We start from the raw sequence: 21,762 nt of genomic DNA on the forward strand, positions 1-21,762 counted from the left end.
TATGAAGAAATTTTCTTTTGCTCGTATTCTAGCATATTTTGCACTCTGTTTTTCAACTACTTTTTTTGTCTATGCTCAGGAAAAAACAATAATTTTGGGCGGTCAAAATGGCTGGAAAAATATTTCATCGTTTTCTGGAGTTACAACAGGAAAGGGACAGTTTGGTTTTGAAAGTCTGCAACTCGAAAGTAAAATGGCTGGAATCGACGAAAATACAGATTTGCTTTTGAGTTTTGATTCTGGTGTTATAAAGGAAGATACAGGCCGCTACGATATACTCGAAAATCACCTTGTTTTAACTGACAAGTCTATAAAGGGTAAAGGAGCAGCTTTGAGCCGAGGTGTTTCTAAAGGGATAACCTTGCAAGGCAACAAAAATTCCGTTTTTGGTTCGGCAGGGCTTGCAAGCTCGTTCATTGTTGAATTCTACCTTGCGCCTTCTCTTTCTGAAAATGGCGAAAAAATATACTCGTGGCGGAGTTCTATGAATTATTCCAATTATTCAGAATTTCAGAACATCACGGCGGTTTTCAATAATAACAAACTTGAATGGAAATTTAAGAATGTGTTTCCTTCTTACAAGAAAAGCGAAGTTATTTTAAAAGGCTATAATGCGGTAGTTCCAGGCGAGTGGAAGAGGCACACTATAAGTTTTGACGAAGAAACAGGATGCCTTGAATATTTAGTCGACGGAAAAACAGAAGACATAAAATACATAACTTCAACAGGGCACGAAGGCGGTGCGGTTTGTATGCCAGTCCTGGGCGCACATTCAGTTTTAGAAATTTGTCCAGCCTACACAGGCCGCATAGACCACATAAGGATAGTTAGAAGTTCATACGAAAAAAACGGCGAGGATATTTTTGAAAATGGAAACGCGCATTTTAAAACTTCTGGCGGTCGTTTTGTAAGCGAACCACTTTTTCTTGAGCGCACTTCCACTTTAAAAAGCATAGATTCAATCATGAGTGTTCCTTCAGAAACTGATGTAAAATTCTATGTTCGCGCTGGCGATAACTGTTACTGTTGGACGGAAGATGAACCTAAGTGGCAGGAAGTTACTATTGGAGAAAAAATTGAAGGCGTAACAGGTTCGTATTTTCAAATTGCAGGCGAACTTTTCCCAGACGGCAACGGTTTAAAAACACCTTCCATCACAGAATTGACTTTAACTTACACTCAACTCGAATTACCGCTCCCACCTTTTTATGTAGATGCTCAAGCAGGCGACAGAAGTGTAACTTTAACTTGGAATTATTCGGTAGATGACAGCGCAGGCGGATATTATGTCTACTACGGAAACCGTCCAGGCGAATATTTGGGCAGAGTTGCCACACAAGGTTTATCTCCTATAAATGCAGGAAACACAACATCTTTAACTTTGACAGGACTTGAAAACGATAAAATCTATTATTTTGCAATCGTTTCGTATTCGCGTTTTGACGAACGTTTACGGGGCGAATTTTCAAAAGAAGTTTTTGCTAGGCCTTCAAAGCGGTAGGTGAAAATAAACAAAAATTTTACAACGGTAAATTTTGGGTATAAATTGATATAGGATAGGGTGTATGGCACAAGATCAACTTTTGCTTTCTAGGGCGCAGGCGACGGTTTTAGCCAGAGATTTTTCGATGGCGGTAAGGCTTTACAAACAACTTCTCAAAGACGATAAAGACAATGTTTTTCTTTTAGGACAACTTGGTAATCTCTATATGAAAAGTGGGCAAGACGAAAAAGCTCTTGAGGTTTTTAAGAGAATAGCAAAGTTAGGCGACGGAAAAAGTGAAGCGCTCATAACGATGGGTGGCATATACCGCCGTTTAAAAATGTACGAAAAATCTATTGAAGTTTTAGAGCAGGCACTCTCTTTGGACGGCAAAAATCCTCAAATCTCATACAATCTTGGGTTTACATATAAATACATGGGCAAGCTTGAAAATGCGATAAATTGTTTTGAAGATGCCATAGAGATGAATCCAAACGATGTTTTGGCGTACAATCATTTGGGTGCAATATATGCCTCTCGTGGCGAGCATGAAAAAGCCGTTCAATCATACAGAAAAGGACTGAACATAGATGCAAATCATCCCATTTTGCTTTTAAATATTGCAAAAAGTTACGAAGCGTTGGGCGAGTACGAAAAAGCCTGTTCTTCATATTCAGGAGCGCTGCGTTCGCGTCCTCTTTGGGTGGAAGCGATTGATTCTTACGCGAGGCTCTTGATTGCTTTGCAGCGAACAAACGAAGCCTACGAGCTTGTTCACAGTGCATTGAGCGTAAATCCAGAAGATGCAAATTTAAAAGAAGCGTTGGAAAATGTAAAAAAATACATGGACAAAGAGTCTCTTTTGAGCATAGAAAATGCAAATAAAAAAGATGAAATTCCTTCACTGTTTCCTTCCGTGCAGAAAATCGACGACGATGATATAGATCCTGTAAATACAGAAATTCCTTTAGATGAGGAGGAATTTTCTTCGGAAGATGAACAGATAACTGAAGAGGGAGAAAATTCTGCCGAACAAAAAAAAGACGAAGAACAAATTCCTTTTACAGGCGAAAATACAGACGAGAATGAAAATTCACTGCTGGGCGATGACGAAGAAAGTAAAAATCCTGCAAACGACGAGAATTCTCTTGAAGATGAAAAATCAACTGAAGATGAGAACGACGATTTTGATTTTGAATCTTTGGGCATGGACGATTTAGCAGACGATTCTATTGAGCCACTGTTGCTTGCAAATGATGATAAATCGCTTGAAAATCAAAAAGAGAATTTGGATAGCCTCATAAAAAATGATGAAATTCCTTTGGATAGTGGGGAAAAGTCGGATACTGCCAATGAAATATTTGACGGTTTTGAAGATGACCGCCTTTTTGAAAGCGATGAGCAAAAGGATGGAGTTGCAAAACCATTGGCAGACGGTTTTGAGCCTTTTAATAACAAAGATGAAAAATCTCCATATTCTGTGGATAAAAATCCTTCAAAAGAAAATCAGAAAAAAAATAGCAATCCGAGCGACAACAACATAAATCCTCAAGGCAATGCAAATAGCCTTGCACAAAAAGAATTGGAAGTTGCGCTTAAAACTTTAGAAAATGCGGAAAAAATCGAAGATTCCAGTCGCAAATTTTTAGGCGATGCTTCCAAAATTGCAGAAAACCTAAAGCCAAAATCGAGTTCAGCAAATGATGACGATAAAAACTCTGCGGCAGAAGATGAAGTTGGAAATGAGATTGAGCAAAACGAAGCGTTGCCTGCTCTTGAAGAAGCAGACGGAAGTTCCAACAATGAAATTGAAAAAAACGAGGAAGATTCAGATACAGAAGATTTGGAAGAGCTTTCGAATGATGTCAATCAATATGATGAAGATGAAGACGACGGTGAAGATATTTTTTCTTTTCCGAACGAAAATGATTGGAATGACGAAAATGCAGAAGACATAGAAGATGTTTTTTCTCTCCCGAATGAAAATAACGACAATATTGAAACTGTAGAAACAGAAGACTTTGCGGATGTCGTTCCCAAAAATGCTATCGATATAGACCCCAAAGCAGAAAGTTCAGAACTTGCTCTATTTTTAAAACTTAAAGACCTTCTCGCTTTTCTTCCGGATAACAAAAAACAAGAATTTGAAAGCAGCAGAAATAGAATTTTATTGGATTACATAATTTCTAAACTTTCTGGCAAAAAAGGCCTTTTTAAAAAAGCAGACCAACTTGCAAATGACGAACCCACAAAAGAACAAATGCAAGAACCTCAAACTCAGGAAAATATTCTTTTGGACGGAATATGCGTGATAAAATCGCTTTCAAAATATCTTCCCGATGAAAAATTAAAACTTGCAATAGAAGAAGAACTTTCGCGCATCTGCTAGCAAAAACAAAATTCTAAAAAATCTTGTAAAATCGGCACATTTGGCAGAAATTTGTCTATAATATCAAATCGCTATTTTTCTACGCTTTTATAAAGCATCATAAAAAATCAAAAAAAGGAGATAAAAGTGTCTTTAAATATCGTTTTATCGGTTTTGCTTGCACTTGCAATTATTGGAATCGTTTTTCAAATCGTTCTTTTATTAAAATTTAAAGGTTCAAATCAGAATGTGCTAAATGACAAACTTGTCGATTACGAAAAAAAACTCGAAGTTTACGAGCGCAATCTTAAAGATGAATTTGAACGAAACCGCAAAGAAACATCAGAAAGCGAGCGCAATTCAAGAAGAGAAAGCCAAGAAACGCTGATGAATTTTCAAAATTCGATAAATGCAAAACTCGACAACCTTACCAAAACTTCTACCGACACTTTGACTTTTAGCATAACAAAATTTATGGGAACGATAACGACAAGTTTCGATTCACTTTCAAAATCGACTCAAGATGCCTTGAACAATCAAAAGCAAACCGTGCAGTCAAGCCTAAAAGAAATGCAGGATAGCAACGAAAAAAAACTTGAACAAATGCGGCTCACCGTTGACGAAAAACTGCAAAGCACTCTAGAAAAACGTCTTAATTCATCTTTTGAGCTCGTGAGTAAACAACTCGAAGCAGTTCAAAAAGGGCTTGGCGAAATGCAAACCCTTGCAAGCGATGTTGGTGGTTTAAAAAGGGCGCTTACAAATGTAAAAAGTGCAGGAGGAATGGGCGAAGTTCAACTCGAAGCGCTTTTGAACGATTGCCTTTCTCCAGACCAGTTTGAAAAAAACGCGCATCCAAATCCGAACAATGCTCGCAGCGTTGTAGAATTTGCGGTAAAACTTCCATCAAAAAACACAGAAAGGGAATTTATCTATCTTCCTATCGATTCAAAATACCCTGCTACAGTTTGGGACAAGCTTACGCTTGCGTATGAGGCGGGCGATAAAGCAGAGATAGATTCTCAGAGGAAGGCTTTAATAAAAGATATTCGCGATTTTGCAAAAGATATAAAAGAAAAGTACATTCAAGAACCCTTTACAACAAATTTTGGACTTATGTTCTTGCCGTTTGAGGGACTTTATTCAGAAGTTACAAGGATTCCTGGGTTGTTTCAGGAATTGCAGGATGATTTTAAAGTTTCGGTTGCGGGTCCTACAACTCTAAACGCTTTCTTGAACAGTTTGCAGATGGGATTTAGAACTTTGGCTATCGAAAAAGAAACTTCAAAAGTTTGGGAACTGTTAGGTTCGGTAAAGACAGAATTCGGCAAATTTGGCGATGTGCTTGCAGCAACAAAGAAAAAATTGGAATCCGCAACGACAGAAATTGAAAAAGCAGAAACCAGAACAAGAGTTATCGAAAAAAAACTTGAAAAAGTGGAAACCCTGCCAGAAACCGCTTCCGATAATCTTCTTGAATATGACAGCGAATAGTAAACGATTGCGCTAGGATTAGAAATGCGAGAAAAAGGAGGGGAAAGCCTTCCCCTCGCTACCAAGTCCTCGTCGCTTTGCTCCTGTGGTCTTGTCCGCTACCCCTTCTGCGGGCTCAAACGCCGCCCGCAACGCCTGCTCTAGTTTTTTATTTTCCCAATTTACAGTTCTATTATCCTTGAGTGCGAAATTACTTCGTTTCCTGTTTCTGTTATCAATATATCGTTTTCTAGGCGAACTCCACCAACCTCGTTTTCGTAAAGGCCAGGTTCTAAGGTTACTATCATTCCTGGTTTAAAAACTAAATCATCGCTCTGCTTTGCGCTCACCCTTGGAAACTCGTGTATATAAAGTCCTATTCCGTGCCCCAGAGTGTGTGGCATCACTTTTTTTGCTTTTTTAAATACATCGTCTGCAACAATAGCCGCCATTTTTATCTTTTCGTCTGCTTTATAATAGGGCAGGGCTTTTTCTGCGGCGGTTTTTACAAGTTCTACGAGTTTTTTTTGTTCTTTTGTTGCGTTTTTTACGACTGTAAGCGTTGTGTCGCTCGTATAACCTTCAAACACAACTCCAAAATCAAGAATCGAAAGTCCGTCTCCTGGCCACGCTGTACCAGTGTAGTTAGGGAAGGCGTGTATCGCAAAGCTCCTCGAAGGTCCTGCTGCTAAGGTTTCAAAGCCAGTTTTTTCGCAGCCATTTAAGCGCAGTTCTGTTTCTATAAGCAGGGCAACCTCGGCTTCTGTTTTTATAGAATCTTCCCTTAATTTTTGTTCAATTTTATCTATTATTAAATCTCCAACCCTAGCCGCTTCTTTTGTGCATTCAATTTCGTATTCATCTTTTATTGCACGCAGTTCTTTTACAAAATCGTGAACTGAATTTTCTCTGCATAGAACATCCCAGCCAGCAAGGGCGTCTACATATTTTAAAAATTGCGGATACGGCGTTAGAGGCGAAAGTTCAACTTTTAGGCGTGGTTCTGCAATTTTAAAAGATTTTAAAACTTCCCTTACGCATTCCACGTTTTTTCTTTCGTATTTGTTGTACGGAATTATCTTTACATCAACAGCTTGTTTTTCTGCAAGATTTTCATCCCAAGGAATAAGTGCATTTTTGCCGTTGCAATCGCAAATCCAGAGTGCGTCCGAAGGATGCCCTGTAAAATATCTTACTGAGCTATCCCTCCTTTCTTCGCAATCTTCAAAAACTGCCGCTGTGATTTTATTTTTTTTCATATAATCAAAAAGTTTTTCGCGCCTTGCTTTATAAAAAGATTTTATCTGTGATTCTGTATATTTTTTCATCTTATTCCTCCATTAAATACCGTTCATAACAGTCAAACTTATGCGTTTTAAGTTTAGCGTTTTAATTTTTTCTTTATCATCTTTAATAGTGCGTCCAGCATTTTATCTTTTGTAAGCGCAAGTATCAAAATAAAACAAAGCCCAAAACACGAAGCTGTTATCACTAAAACTCCTCCAAAAGAAAGCAACCTTCCAAAATTTTCAAAAAAAGGAAGAATTAAGCGCCTTAAAAATAAAACAGGAATGCTTGCCACAAAAGAATATACTAAAATTTTTAGAGAATACAAAACTGTTCCGCGCACAACAGATTTCACATCAATATCGCTATTTTTTTTAAGAAAGATAAAAAGCAGAATTGAATTTGCAAGGCTTCCAAGGCTCAGTGCAAGTGCGATTCCTCCGCCACTCATCGCTTTTATAAGGGCAAGTGCAAAAATCATATTTATGACCAGCCCTAAAATTCCAGCCAAGGCCGGCGATTTTGTGTTTCCTTGTGCGTAGAATGCTGGCGAAACAACTCTGTTCATCGCTATAAAAAAAAGACCTGCAATGTGGAATTTAAATGCATTCATCGTAAGGCGAACGGAATTATCGTCAAAACTTTTGGATTTATAGACAATCGAGATTATCTCTTTTCCGCAGACCAAAGAATACAAGGTTACAGGAATAGAAATCAAAGCGATTATCTTTATCGCTTTTGAAAGTAACAGGTTAAATTCCTGCCATTTTTTAGAATTTGCAAGTGCGCTCAAATCCGGAAGAATAACAGTTCCTATCGAAACCGCAAAAATTCCCAGAATCAGTTCCTGCAACCTCAGCGAATATTGCAGAGAAGAAACTATTCCAACTCCAGCCTTGCCAGCCAGTGCGGTCGAAACAACATCGTTCAACTGGTAAGCCGCCATTCCAACGACCGTTGGTCCTATCAGTTTTAAAACTTTTTTTGTTCCCGGATTTTTAAATGCTTTTTTTAGCGTTGTAAAATGGCAAACCCAGCCAGTTTTTATTACAAACGGAAGTTGAAAAATCGCCTGAATAAAACCACCGCTCATAACGCCAATAGCCATTGCCCTTGCTGCCATTTGTGCTTTTTCCTGCGTATTGGAAATGTCCTTGGTCAATATTGGAGTCAAAATATATGTGCAGGCGATTACCACAGAATTAAAAAGCACAGGAGTAAACCCCGAGGGGCTAAAAATCTTTACCCCATTTAAAATTCCCTGGAAAAAAGCCGCAATCGAAATTACAAAAAGATACGGAAACATTATTCGCGTTAAAAGAGTCGCTTCTTTTAACAAAAACGAATCTTCGCTGTCCAAAAATAAAGGCACAATAAAAGGCGAGAGCGCGATTCCCAAAATAACAGTGCAGGTTGTAAAAAAACTTATCAAAGTTAAAGTCGCGTTCAAAAATTCCTTTGTTGAACTAACAGAATTTTCGCCTTCCAGATTATTTTGTTCAAGGTAGGCGCGAAAAGTTGGAATAAAGGCGACCGAAATTGAATTTTCTGCGAAAAGTCTGCGCAAAAGGTTTGGAATCATAAACGCAACGCCAAAAGCATCGGCAAATCTCGAAGTTCCCAAAAAAGCGGCTTTAGTCATTTCGCGTACAAGCCCTAAAATCCGTGAGCACAGCGTAAAAAACGAAAGCGAAAGTCCAGAAGCGAGCAGTGAAGTTTTTTTCGATGTTTTTTGTTGTGCGCTATTGCGTTCAAAATTTTCCATTTTGTAAGAATATATTTTTATCAACTCGTTTGCAATTAAATTGGCAATTAAGAAATCTTGCACTTTAAGAAGTCATAAAGTCGTAAAGTCGATTTTTATTTTTATGGGCGGCTTTTTGCTGCACTTGCGTTGTGCAAAAAACGGGCTTTGCGTGGTTCGCTAACGCTCATCGTCCTCGTCGCTTTGCTCCTGCGGTCGACGGCTGTACACACGGATGTGTACCTACAATCAATGTTGACAGTTTTCCTAAGAAAACTGTCCGTTTCAAAAAAATACGGAAGTTTTTTTGAAACGACAATCCCTGCCGCTGTAAGCTCGCAGGCGAGTAACGGGGCTACAAGTAGACCCTGCCGCATCGTCGCACCAAGTGCGGAAAAGTTAAAACAAACAATTATGCATTATTAAAGGTATTTTTTTGTTTTTTTTATAATTTAAATTAAATTCTTTATGGTGTATTTTCGAGCTTTTAAATCTCCAAAATATGCAAAAAAACTTTTTCAATCTTTTGCAAAAAGGATATAATGCTTGTTTTTCTTGACTTTTAAGAATTAACTCAAGATAAACTTTAGTTCTGCCGATACTGTAAGTGGAAAAGTTTATACATTTTGTTATAATAGGAGAAAACAGCTGTTTTTGGAATTGTATGAGCCTTATTTATAAGAATTTTAACTTTAAGAAAATCTCTACATTCTCTGTGCTTGCGGTTTTACTTGTTTGCCTTGTAATTTTTTTTGCTATTTGGAACAGCAAAACTAGGCTCAAAGTTTTATTTATCGACATTCCAGAGCCTGTTCAGAATTCTTTAACCGCTCAAGTTTCGCAATTATCAAAAAGAAAACCTGTTTTTAAAACTTTTAAAGGCGATTTAACCAGTTTAAAAAAGTCTGTAAAAAAATCGGATATAGTTTTTTCTTATAATGGGAATGCAGCAGAAGAAGTTGGCAATTTTGCAAAAGAGATTCCAGATTCAATTTTACAAACTGTGCCAGAAAACTTTTTAAACGGCAAAAGGAATTCGTATCCAATTCTTTTAGATCATTACGGGATTTTCTATTACGACAAGGTTCGGCAAGCGGCAGGTATTCAATATGCTACAGGTTTTAGCGAATTTGAATCTTATCTAAAAAAAGTAAAAACTTATGCAGAAATTCCGCTTTTTGTGCCAGGCGGAAGCGACTCAAATCTTTTGGCATTTGTTGGTGCGGTTATAGAAGGCGTGTTTGGCAGCGACTCTTATTTGACTTTTGTTGATTCTCTAAAAAATTACAAAAATATGGAAGATTTTTTAAAGATTGAACTTTCTTCTGGAAAAACTGTAAAGGACGCCTTTGATATAATTTTGGATTTTGAAAGGAAGGGCTATCTTCATTCGGCTTGGCTTGGAGCAATGCCAGAAGAATTAAAAAATTACACTTTGGATTCGAGGTTTGCAATCGCCTTTACTTCGTTATTGAATTTTCGCACTTTAGGTTCTGTTTTAGGACAAGGATTTTCTATGGATAGAATGCCAGTTCTTCATACAAATTTAAATCACGGACTTATAGCCCCTGCGATTCAAATATTTTGTACATCGGATAAAAAAATTGCTTGGCAGACAGTTTTTGCTTTTTCAGGAATTGATGTACAAAACAACATTTCGGACACGACTATGCTCGCTTTAGCATCTGCTTTTGCTGCAAGTTACGATAAACAGGCGGACGATGTAAGATTTCTTGCAGCGTCTTGTTCTGCAGGGCCTCTTTGTGAGCCTTTGGTTGCCGCTTTTGAGCTGGACGAAAAACGTGGCAAATCTTTTTGCAAAGACCTTAGGTCTTATTTTAAAAATTTTTATTAAAAAAAGTGAATAAAAAATTGTACCTTTAGTTTTCCATAGTTTATGGATTTTACTATTTTATTTGGGATACAAACTTGAATATGCTTTTATTTTTTTGGAGGCGTTATATGAAAAAGTTTTCTAGTTTTTTTGGGGGATTAACTTTTTTAATATTTGCGTTGATGACATTTTCTTGTGAGGTTGGACTTGGTTCTACTATAGATATAAATCCGCCAAAAGTTGAAATTTCTAGTCCAAAGGACAGTGCTGTAATAAGGGGTGCTTTTGCTTTATTTGGCACTTGGACTGACGACGGTCAACTCGGTAGGGTAGAAGTTCTTTTGCGTTCAACTTCTGATTCTTCTTTAACATACAGTTTTACAGGCGAATTTACAGGAAACTCCACGGTTGAACAAAAAACATGGGCATGCAAAATCAATCCGCTTGACTCTACAAAAACGATAAAAGATGGCGAATACAAGGCAACTGTTTCTGTGTTCGACAAAGCAGGGCGAGAAACAAAGGTTACAAAGACTTTTACAGTAGATAATACTCCTCCAGTAATCGTCTTGCAAAGACCAGGAACAAGATTTGATGATGCAAATGCCGATTCTTACGGACAAACTTTTACCCTTGAAGGACAGGGCGCAGATTCAAGTAATATAGATCATATCGATATTCGCATTTACGATGACCAAAATTGTATAAATCATCTTAAAACAGTTACTTTGAACAACGTTCCTCTAAACATAAAATTGGATGTTGCAACCTTTGGAAGCGATGCTTACACTGCAATTTACGGTAGTACAGAAAAAAATGGCGAAAAGAAACTTTACTGCAAAATTGACGCCTACGACAGTGCCCAAAAATATCCAGACGAAATAGGAAAAAATCAAAATGCAGAAGATACAATAGGAAACAAAACATCTATCTATTATCTGTACGACAATTTGCAGGACATCCTTTCTAAATATAACATTGCTCGTCTCTACGAGATGATGAACGGCACCTTTAAACTTTCTGAAAGCGACAGACAGCTTCATTCTGATTCTGCTGAAGAAATTATGGCAAATGTAAAAGCGGCTTTATCGAACAGAACCATAGGTGTTGGAAGTTTTTCGCTCAATCCAGAAAACAATCCAAAATTCTCTGTAAACGGCAAAGATGCGCTCCGCTCTGAAAATTTGAATATTGCAGACGAAAATCAAGGCTATCGCATTACAAATGGTAGTGATGTAACTATAGAAGTAACTCCAGGTCTCGATGGAACTTCTGTTTTAGATACAACAGCAAAACCGCTCAAAGTTTATGTAATTGAATGCAATGCACAGGGAAACATTTTGTCGGGAGCGAAAAAAATATATCCGAATGTCGTAAAAGCTGCTCAAAAATCAGGCTCCACACACAAACTTTTTATCAATTTAAACATAGAAAATTCAACTCCAACTGACCCTTCCTACACCTTAAGGGTCGGCGGAATGTATCGCTTTGGGGTTGAAGGCGAAGATGCAAATGGAAACGAAATAATCGCTTCCGCAAGTACAGGCTATGGTTTTTATCTTGAATCTTCTGGACGCGCACCAGAGTTAAAAATCACTTCTCCTACAGACGTAACTTCGTACTTAAAGGCAGGGCAAGGTTTTGATATAGCAGGTTACACAACAGCAAGCGAAGGTTTGCCTACCGTAAAAATTTTTGTGGGCGATTCAACAACTCCTGTTTGGCAAAAAACATTTACTAGCGCAGAGGGAACTACAGAAAACGGAAAACAAAAGTATACATTTACAGCAACAGTTCCAAGTACTGCGTTCGACCAGTCAAATGAAAAAGATTATTCTATCGATATTTCTGCAAGTATTGGCGATAAGGCTGCAACAGTTACAAAAACTGTATTCTATGATTTACACGAGCCAGAAATAGACTTTACAAACATTTCTCCTTTAATCGAAAATTACGAATTTGCAAATGTTGCAGATAAAACTGCCGCAAATGACAACATAAATGGAGATGGAACATTTAAGCGCCCCTTCATAAACGGTAAAATTCGTTTTAGAGGAATGGTGCAGGATTCTCTTACAAAGATTAAAACTGTCAAATGGATTGTTATTCAAGATGACAATACAATCGTTGGTCTTGGCGGAACTATTGGAACAAATTTCAATTTTGAATTCGACACAAGCGATGGAAGAATCCAAGACAATAAAAACATCACGATTTCTTTTATTGCAGAAGACTCTGCTGGCAACGAGAAAAAAACAAACCTTAATTACTTTGTTTGCCAAAATACAGATAAACCAACAGCAGAATCGAATATTCCAAATGCTTGGACGGCGGAAGCACAACAACCAAAACAAATTAAGGATGGAATTTTTGGAGCGCATACGAATAAACTTTCAGCAGGAAGTGCTATATATGCAAAGGTAAAAGATGACGACGGAATAAAACAAGTTGAATTTAACGTACAAAAACTCACATACGACTTAAATTATGAAAATAGTCAAGTCGATCCAGATCAGTCTTCAGTTCCTACAGATGTAAAGACGGAAATTCTTACAAACTTAGGTTCACCTGTAGAAACAATTGTAAGTCATGCAATGCCGAGCTTTAGTGGTTATTTTAAGGTTACAATTACTGTTAAGGACTTGAATGATGTTCCTAGCAGTCAGAGTTTTGTTATTCAGATGACAGGACTTGCACCAGATGTAACTGTTACTAATAAAACAGACTATATAAATATAAATAAGGGAGAAAAAGTTAAGCTCGAAGTTAAAATGGCTGGAGAAGCTCCATTTACTATTGTAATTTTACAAAACGATGGAACACCAAATTGGCATGAAAGTTCTCCTATAATAGAAAATGGCAATATTAAACTAATAGATGTAACTCCTATAACAAGTCCTCTTGATAGGAAGATAAAAGTTAAAGTAACAGACAATTCAAGTGGAGTTACTACAAAAGAAGTTGACTACAATGTAGATAATACCGTACCAGAATCTCCTCTAATTGAATCTCCTGCAGTTGGTGCAATAGGAAACAACTCTATTACTGGAGCATCGTTCATATTTAGCGGTAAGGCAAACGATGCATCTGCCCCATCCGGAGAAACTTCTTCTGGAATTAAAAAACTCTATTACGCTTTTATGACGACCGATACAACTCCTACTACTTGGAATTCTCAAACTGCAAGCAATGGAACATGGAACATAAACGCAACTTTACAAACTGGCACAGGAACTCCATCGGGTACTACTTTATATGAAGGTAAATATTGGCTTTATATAAAAAGCGAGGACGGTGCTGGAAACCAATCTTCTTTTGTAAAACGAGAATTTACTGTCGACCAGGCAGCTCCTGCAATTACAGAAGTAAAGCTCGACGGAACACACGCGCTTACGGCAGGAACTGTAAAATACTTTAATACAGCATCTGGAAATTTTACAATAAGCGGAAAAGTAAACGACTCTAATGGCACTCCAACTCTTACCGTAAATGGCAATAGTGTAACTCCTGGTGCCCCTGATATAAATGGCGATAGAAGTTGGTCTCACACAATAAACAGAGTAGAAAACGCTCTTGTAAATATTTCTGTAGTTGCAACAGATAATGCAGGAAGAACTACAACACTTACATATTCAATTTTCTGCGATACTGCAAAGCCAGTTTTGAGCATTACAAATCCTGACACAGATTTAATCGGCGAAACTTCTCTTTCTTCGTCAAAATACACCTTCCGTGGTTCTGTAAACGATTCGGGTTCTGGTGTTGATACATTCAAATATAGGATTTCGCAGACTGAATTGACTTCGGATACTGCGATTGAAAGTTCAGCACAAACAGGAACAGACTGGCAGACAGTTGCAGGCTCTTCATTCGGTATTGAAAAAGATTTGATAGAAGGAATAACACCTCAAGCTCAAAAAATCCATGAAGGAAAGTGGCATTTGTACCTTTATGCAAAAGATAGAACTGGAGCAACTTCTGTAAAAAAACGCATATTTTGGGTAGACAAAAAATCTCCAACGCTCACACTCCAAGACATTCCTTCTACGACAAACCAGAATATCGTTGTAAAGGGAACTACAAGCGATGCAAATGGAATTAGCAATGTATCTGTAAAAGTAACTCCAAAACCAAACACTTGGGCAACTGATACAGAAACTTTAGACGCGACTACTTTCTTCTCTACTGGTAAAACTCTAACTGTTGGCTCTACAAACAATTTACCAGACGGTACATATACAATTGAAGTTACAGCAACCGACAATGCAGGAAAAACTGCAACTCAAACGCGAACGGTCCTTGTGGACACTTTGGCTCCTAATGGTATTGTTTCTATAGATAGTTCAAATCCTCCTATCCAAATAAGTGGAAAAGATTGGGTTAAAAAGGATTCTTTAAAAATAAAATTCGTTCAACAGGTGCCTGATTTAGGTTCAGAAATTGAAGAAGTAAAAGCAAAATTTATAGAGGACGGTGGAACAGATTACTCTGGTTTGCAAGACCTTACTAGAAAAACAAGTGGCGGCAATGTTTGGTGGGAAGGCACTTTAACTACCATAGGTCAAGGAAAGAATTGCATTCATCTCGTTGTAAAGGATAAAGCAGGTAATGAGCGCACAAAAGATGCAGCACAAAATATTTTTGTATATGTAGACACAGAAGTGCCTGATGACTGCATTGTATATAATTATGTTAATGACAGCACAAACTATTCTGCCGAGACAGAGATTACAGGTTCTGTCACAATAAATGGAAAATTTGATAAAACTTTTGTAGTAAAAGCTCAAGATAACGATAACTCAGGCACTGGCACATATTCTGGAATGAAAACTGTTTACTACAAATATGGCACAAACGATTTTGATAAAATTACAGCGACAGTTTTAAGTGTGTCGGATAACACATTTAAAATTACGATTCCTGCGAATAACGCTTCTACGACATATCAAAAAACAGGAACTGTAAAATTCTCTCTTGAAGACAAAGTTGGAAATGTCAGCCAGTCGGCAACATTCAGTTTTGTACTTGATGATTCCGCTCCAACTGTACATGTTAATCCTGTTACGGACGCATGGACTCAAGAAAACGGAGATTCAACTTCAAATATAGACGTAAACGGAATTTTAAACCTTTCTGGAACAGCAATCGATGGCTATAAAGTTCAAAGTGTTTCTCTCAAATATTTTGTTGGAAACAGCGAACCTACAGACTGGACTTCAATAACAACAACTTCTACCGTAAATGGAACTACAAGCTGGACTTCTTCTATAAACACGACGACCTTGGATGACACGAAAAATCTCTACCTAAAAGCATTCGCAAAAGATGAAGCTGGAAACGTTGGCTCATCCACCACAATGAAGGTTTATATAAATCAAGATTCTGACCGCCCAGTAATAACATTCTCTAATCTCGACCTTTCTGAAACTACAGTTTGGCTCAAGGGAATTAAAAATGCATACGGTTCAATATTTGACGATGACGGAATAACTTCGCTTGAGTTCAAAAACGGCTCTGGTGGAACATATCAGAATATTGCTGTTACAAACGGTTCTTGGAATCAAGATATGCAGGATGGGCAAAATGAAATTTACTTTAGAGTAAAAGATTCCAAAAATAAGGTTTTTGAAACTTCAACTCTTGTTCAACCTAAGCTTAAGAGCATAAAAGCAGGTGTTTCAACGATTAAGGACGGAATTCTTACAATAAAAGTAGATACGACTTCTCCTAGATACACAAATCTTGAATTTGCTTCAAAAAAGACAGACGGAACAACTTCTTCATACACAACTACCATAACGGATCTTACTTTTGGTGGAGACTATGCAAAACTTCTTGCAAAACTTAAGGCTTCCGATGAAAATGGTGTTGCTTCTGTAGAATTAAGACTTGGAAGTCAAACTTATGCTGCAACTATTGAGGGTGCAAATCCTATAGTTCAAAATGCAAACAAAAACGATTCCAATCCTCATGAATGGGATTTTGGCGAAATAGCGATTCCTAATACCCTTACAGGTCCTACAACGATGCGTCTTGTAATTACCGACCAGGCAGGTACAACTCGCGAAGACAACATCAATTTTGAAATCGACAACACAAAACCTGTTTTAAGTTTTACAAGCCATAGCGATGGAGCAACAGTGTTTGCAACAGCGGATGTTACAGTGCGTGGAAGTGTAGATTCTAATGATTTGACAGAATGGTATTACGCACTTACAAACACCACCGCACAGCCTCCAGTGGGAAATGCAACATACAAGCCTCTCGCAAATGCTTCTACAAGTTTTACGCTTGTCTTTGACGATGGTGCGTCAACAACGACAGAAACCCATACACAAAGGCTTTTCAAGCAGATTTGCACTTTGGAAGGTATAGCAGAATCTGTATTACAAGGTAATGACACTATAAGAGATCTCTATATTCACATTTACGGTAAAGATAAAGCAGGAAATATCTCCGACATAAAAACTCTTCATATAAGGGCAATTCCAAACGGCGATAAACCTACTGTTTCATTCTCTTATCCTGCGGCAGTCGGAGCGTCACTTGGAGGAACAATACGTGTTACAGGTTCTTCTGAAATTCAGCAAAGCGAAGTAGATGCGGTTTATATTCAGATTGAACCAGATCCAAATCTTACATGGGAAAAATCTGCGAATGGAACTTATTATTTGAACGGCTCTGTTTACACAAAATATACAGGCAGTCGTTACAAACTGGAAAACAGTTCCTATATAGAAGTGCTAAACGGAGATTATGTTAAGATAGGTTCTGTTTACTCTCTTGCAGCAGATACTCTCTATCGTGTAAGCAATGCAACGTTTACAAGTAATTGGAGCGCAAACCTTGCAACTGCTGCTGGAAGCCACAATAACCAATATCCAAGGGTAACGGTAGGAAGTGAGCAGGCAATAAAAACTGGCGGAAGTGTTTCCAGTTGGAATATTACTTTAAATGCTTACGATGAACTCAATGCGTCTAAAGCGGTTGCACTTAAAGTGTTTGCAGTTAGCAAGACAGGAAAAAAGAGCGATACACAGACAATTTGGTTTAGAATGGATCCAGATGCTCCTCAAATTGGAAGCACGATTCCGCTTGAACTTGTTCAATATAAGGACGACGACATAACAAAACCGATTGTTGCTCGCCGAAGCTATGAGTCTAACATGTGGATTAAGGGTAAATGGTATCTTAAAGGTTCTGTTACCGACGACAGCGGAATTAAAAACATAAGATTAAAGGTTGGAAACACAGATCCTGTTGACCTTGTTACAATAACTGACCCTGTAAATAATATTGGTCAAATAACTACAGATTTAGTTTATAAAAATTATGTAAAAAAAGGTGATCAGAAAGGCGCGAACTTTAACTATGAATTAAATGTTCCTGTAGGTTCTACAGAAAGCGATAAATTTGGAGTTCTCTCTTATGAAATTTCTGCAACAGAAGGTGCTCCTCAAAGTCTTGGAACAAAACAGGCAATCTCGTTGAATTTTGACAACAAAGCTCCTCAATTTGCTGCAACTACATCAGAGGTTTTGAATAAGTCAACTTGGGCAGAAAAACTAACAACAGAATTGACTTCGAGCAACCTAATTCAAAATAGTGGTGGAACTTACGGATTCTATGGAATTGTAAACGAAGAAAGCGATGCTACAGGAAACCAAAGTGGCTTGAGCAGGGTTGCAATGTACTTTACAAGAGCAAGATCGGACGGCAACACATACGTAATCGATCCAATGCGTAAAGGTGGTGCGACCGGTCTTGCAAACTTCATAGAAAGTTCTGCAAATTTTGAGAACTATACATCTGTACAAAACCACGGCGACGGATTGTATTGGCTTAAAGAGCGCCAGTTTACAGTAACCGGAAACAATATTTTGACCGCTACAACTACAAATGCCTTGCATTCAAGTATTCGTAGGGGTGGACTCGTAAAAGTAAATGGTGCGATGTATGTAATTAACACTGTGGACACAACAAACAGGCAAATTACTATAAAAGGTTCAATGCAAAATGGAACTGTCAAAGCTTACTTTGCTGTGTGCCAAGTTGTAGACAATTTTACTCAAGAAAACGGCACAACAAAAGCTTACGATTGGTCAAATCCTCTTCTTCCAAGCACAAATGATGACGGCGATCAGATGATAGAAGGCATTATAGAAAGTGGAACAATGGCTACATGGAAAGCATTTATCGACTCAAAACTGATTTTGGACGGAGATGTGAAACTGCACTTTGTAGCATTCGATAAGGCAGGTAACGCAACAGAAAAAATATACGATGCAATCGTAAAGAATAATTCACCTCGACTTTACGGAGTTAAATATGGAACAGATGTAAACGGCAACGGAACTATTGAAGAAAACGAATACATAAAAACTTATCACGACAAATATTCAGTTCTTGTTGGAACTACAACCTATTATGGTTATAAAGGAAACCTTGATACGCCTGTTGCCAATATTACAGCGACAGAACGCCTTACTGTAAAGGATTCTTTAAGAGTTGTACCTCGCGTTGTTGGTGGAAACTTAGGGCTTGGCTACACATATACTTATAAGTCAAATCCAGCATTGACTACAACAAACACAACTGCTTTTTCTTCATACTCAGGAGTAGGGCATTACGATTCTGATACAACCGCTTTAAGACCAGACACTCTTGGAATAGAAATTTCACAGAGATTCTTTATTGGCAACATAAACGACGGTGACCAAGCAATAACATTCAACTTGTGGGATAAGACAGACGGTACAGTCGAAGGTTCTACAAGCAATAAGGCAGAGATAGTTATCCCTGTAAAAGTTGCAGTTCAAGATACAGACGCTCCAACAGCCACTCTAAAACCGTTCAAATGGATAAGTGCAAGCGACAACAGTTTGTATGCAAATTCAAAGAAAAACGGACATATAGAATTAGAAGCAGATTTACCTTCTTTATCATTTACAGAAGGAGGTTCAGGAGTTAACGACAGAGATCCAAAAATTTCTGGAATTGTAACATTTGAGGGAAGCGTAAAAGACAATGTTGTTGTAAAAGAAATCAAAATAAGAATTCCAAATTACAACAGCGGAAGTGAATTTACAATCGCAACAAGAAATGCTGCTGGAGAATTGATTTCTACAAATATGTTGACGCTCAGCAGCGTTGCGCCAATAAAAACTTACGCTGACTACAGTTTTGCAAGTAAAGACTGGTATTTTGAAAAGGTAAAAGATGAATACGCAGATGACGGTTCAAATACTGTAGAATTCAAATTCCATTTCAATACACAAAAGATAACTGGAGTCGCACAGACAAACGTTGGCATTGAACTTACAGCAAGCGACAGAGGAAAGGCGAGCCTTTCTGGTAGCAATATAGTTTATGCAGCAAATAATTCAATTCCAGGAACAGTGCAGACCACGTCGACAACTAACACAGGCTACTATAAGGTTGACGTTGTGCCGTATATTACGGGAGTAAAGACAGCGTTGAGCAAAGCATATTCTTCTGAGCCATCTGCATTTAATCGTTCTGCAACAGGAGCTTATTCTGTAAGACAGGGAGAAACAATACAAATAGAAGGCTTTAACCTTGGAACAAATTTTGCGAAAGTTACAATTCAAGGAATGTCAGCAAATACGACTCTTTCAAATGGTTCTGTTGGAGGAGTAACTGTTCCTAATACAATTACATTGGCGAATGCAAAATCTGGTGACTTAAGTTTGACTGCAAACGGTGTTGAAGCGCTAAATAATAGGAATGCAGAACCTACATTTGAGCTTAAAGATGACAAGTATTCTGTAAAGACGATTGAATACAATGCCGAAAGCAATAATTTGAACAATAATAAGCTTACAGACAACAGAAAACTTTTTGTATGGAAGTTTACAAATGTTGTAACAGATACTGGTGTAAGGTATCCTACAATGCGTGTTGGCAAAGATAGTGCACAGACAGTTGGTTTTGCTTATGACAGCGGAGCGCGAGCCTATAAGATGTATATTTCTCCGACACTTGCAACGGGAGTTGAATTTACTTCTGATTTTTCGTTTACACAGTGGTACGATACCGCGGTTGCTGTAGATAAAAACGGTAGGATTTATGGTACATCGCAAAACGGTGACTCAGGAGGAAGAGGGGAACAAATATCTCAGAATGGGAACTATTCAAATAGTTATTTTTATGCATGGAATACAGAAAGTTCTCCAGGCGACGTCCATATTTATAACGGTTATTCTTATAGTTGGAAAAGACCAACAGGGGAAGCTTATTCAGCTTATTCAACTGGTAGAAAGAAAAAAGCTATTGAGAATACACATAATGGGAGCGACTTTAACGGACAACGTGTAAGAAATCCTAAAATTGTAACAGGAGATAACGGTGATGCTTACCTTGTTTACTATGACAGTTCAAACGACCAGATACGCTTTAGGTATGGAAATGTTAGTGGTAACTCAAGTACTCCAAATTTTACAGGGGCGTTGATTAATCATAATGGTAGTAACTATGGTTCAGCAACGGACTATCAAGTTATAGCGGGGGGAACTTCTCTATCTTCTCCTACAGAACCAACTGGAAATTCGACTTCGCTTGGTGGTACTAATGCAACTCGCTCTGGAGAGTACAGTGCTGTTGGTTTAAGTACAAAAACAGGTGCAGGTTATGAATCGGGAACTGCTGTTGTAGCATGGTACGATGCATCTAACCAAAGACTTTTGTTTAGCTATAACACAGAACCTAAACTAACAACAAGTTCAAACCAGTGGGGACAAAACACGATATCTATTGATGAAGACTTTGCAGGTTGGTATGTGGATATGATAGTAGACGGAAATGGCGGTATACACATTGCTTATTACGGGGCTTCCTCAGGAGATTTAAAGTATGCATACCTTAGCGATTACAAAGATACCGAGCCGGACATCGTAACTGTAGATTCGTATCTTTCTGTAGGTTCAAATATCTCTATAGACGTTTTGGAAAACACTGTCGGGGCTGAAAAGAAATACATCCCTTATATTTCATACTTTATGAGTGCATTTACAAAGACCAGTTCTTCTGTAAGAGTGGCTTGGCTTAACACGTCAGATTATTCAAAATTGGACGGTGCAAAGAACGATCAATTTACAGGAGACTGGGAAATAATGACAGTTCCTACCAGTCAGGTACCGCTTGATTATACAATAGGTATAGGGATAAAGAAAAATAGTTCTAATAATAACTCCGCTTTGCTTGGTTATGGAACAAAGAAAGGTTTACAAACCGCTTCATTGGAATAAGTAAAAGTAAGAAAAATAAAATCATCGCCCTCATGCAAGTTCTGTATGGGGGTGTTTTTTTGTTATGTGTGACTGTGCGTAAGGGATTGATGTCAACTAAAAACGTCCGTGTTTTTAGTTGACTGACAGTTTTTTCAAAACTGTCGATATTTGGTTATAGGTCGCACATCCTTGTGCGACTGTGCGTAAGGGATTGTAGGGGCGGCACAGCCGTCGACCGCAGGAGCGCAAGTGACGAGGACGATGTAGCGAAAGCGGAACCCCGAAAAGCCCGACCCTTTGTGTAAGCAAAGGGGTACGCCCTGA

Annotated in this window: 7 protein-coding genes; 5 read left to right on the forward strand and 2 right to left on the reverse strand. The window is 38.1% G+C overall.

The features are described from left to right. Position 1 precedes the first annotated feature (1 nt). The 3 genes from FXX65_RS06975 to FXX65_RS06985 all read left to right on the forward strand — a co-directional run bounded on the left by FXX65_RS06975 (position 2) and on the right by FXX65_RS06985 (position 5,345). On the forward strand, positions 2–1,501 hold the full coding sequence (locus FXX65_RS06975; protein WP_246104349.1) for a fibronectin type III domain-containing protein: 1,500 nt from the start codon (positions 2–4) through the stop codon (positions 1,499–1,501). A 64-nt stretch (positions 1,502–1,565) separates the two neighbouring features. Beyond that, positions 1,566–3,872, forward strand: coding sequence for a tetratricopeptide repeat protein (locus FXX65_RS06980; protein ID WP_147615670.1), 2,307 nt, complete (start codon positions 1,566–1,568; stop codon positions 3,870–3,872). A gap of 126 nt (positions 3,873–3,998) precedes the next feature. Next, positions 3,999–5,345, forward strand: a complete 1,347-nt coding sequence (locus FXX65_RS06985; RefSeq protein WP_147615671.1) for a DNA recombination protein RmuC — start codon at positions 3,999–4,001, stop codon at positions 5,343–5,345. A 161-nt stretch (positions 5,346–5,506) separates the two neighbouring features. Here the strand turns inward: FXX65_RS06985 and FXX65_RS06990 are convergent, their stop codons facing one another. Beyond that, complete coding sequence (locus tag FXX65_RS06990; protein WP_147615672.1) at positions 5,507–6,652, reverse strand: M24 family metallopeptidase; 1,146 nt, start codon at positions 6,650–6,652, stop codon at positions 5,507–5,509. A 53-nt stretch (positions 6,653–6,705) separates the two neighbouring features. After that, positions 6,706–8,376, reverse strand: coding sequence for a murein biosynthesis integral membrane protein MurJ (murJ, locus tag FXX65_RS06995; RefSeq protein ID WP_147615673.1), 1,671 nt, complete (start codon positions 8,374–8,376; stop codon positions 6,706–6,708). Positions 8,377–9,019: 643 nt separating this feature from the next. Between murJ and FXX65_RS07000 the strand changes: the two genes are divergently transcribed. Further along, on the forward strand, positions 9,020–10,210 hold the full coding sequence (locus tag FXX65_RS07000) for a hypothetical protein (protein WP_147615674.1): 1,191 nt from the start codon (positions 9,020–9,022) through the stop codon (positions 10,208–10,210). Positions 10,211–10,317: 107 nt separating this feature from the next. Then, on the forward strand, positions 10,318–21,456 hold the full coding sequence (locus tag FXX65_RS07005) for a hypothetical protein (RefSeq protein WP_147615675.1): 11,139 nt from the start codon (positions 10,318–10,320) through the stop codon (positions 21,454–21,456). The last annotated feature ends 306 nt before the right edge of the window (positions 21,457–21,762 follow it).

It is taken from the genome of Treponema pectinovorum (genome assembly GCF_900497595.1).
In the GTDB taxonomy this organism is placed as follows: domain Bacteria; phylum Spirochaetota; class Spirochaetia; order Treponematales; family Treponemataceae; genus Treponema_D; species Treponema_D pectinovorum.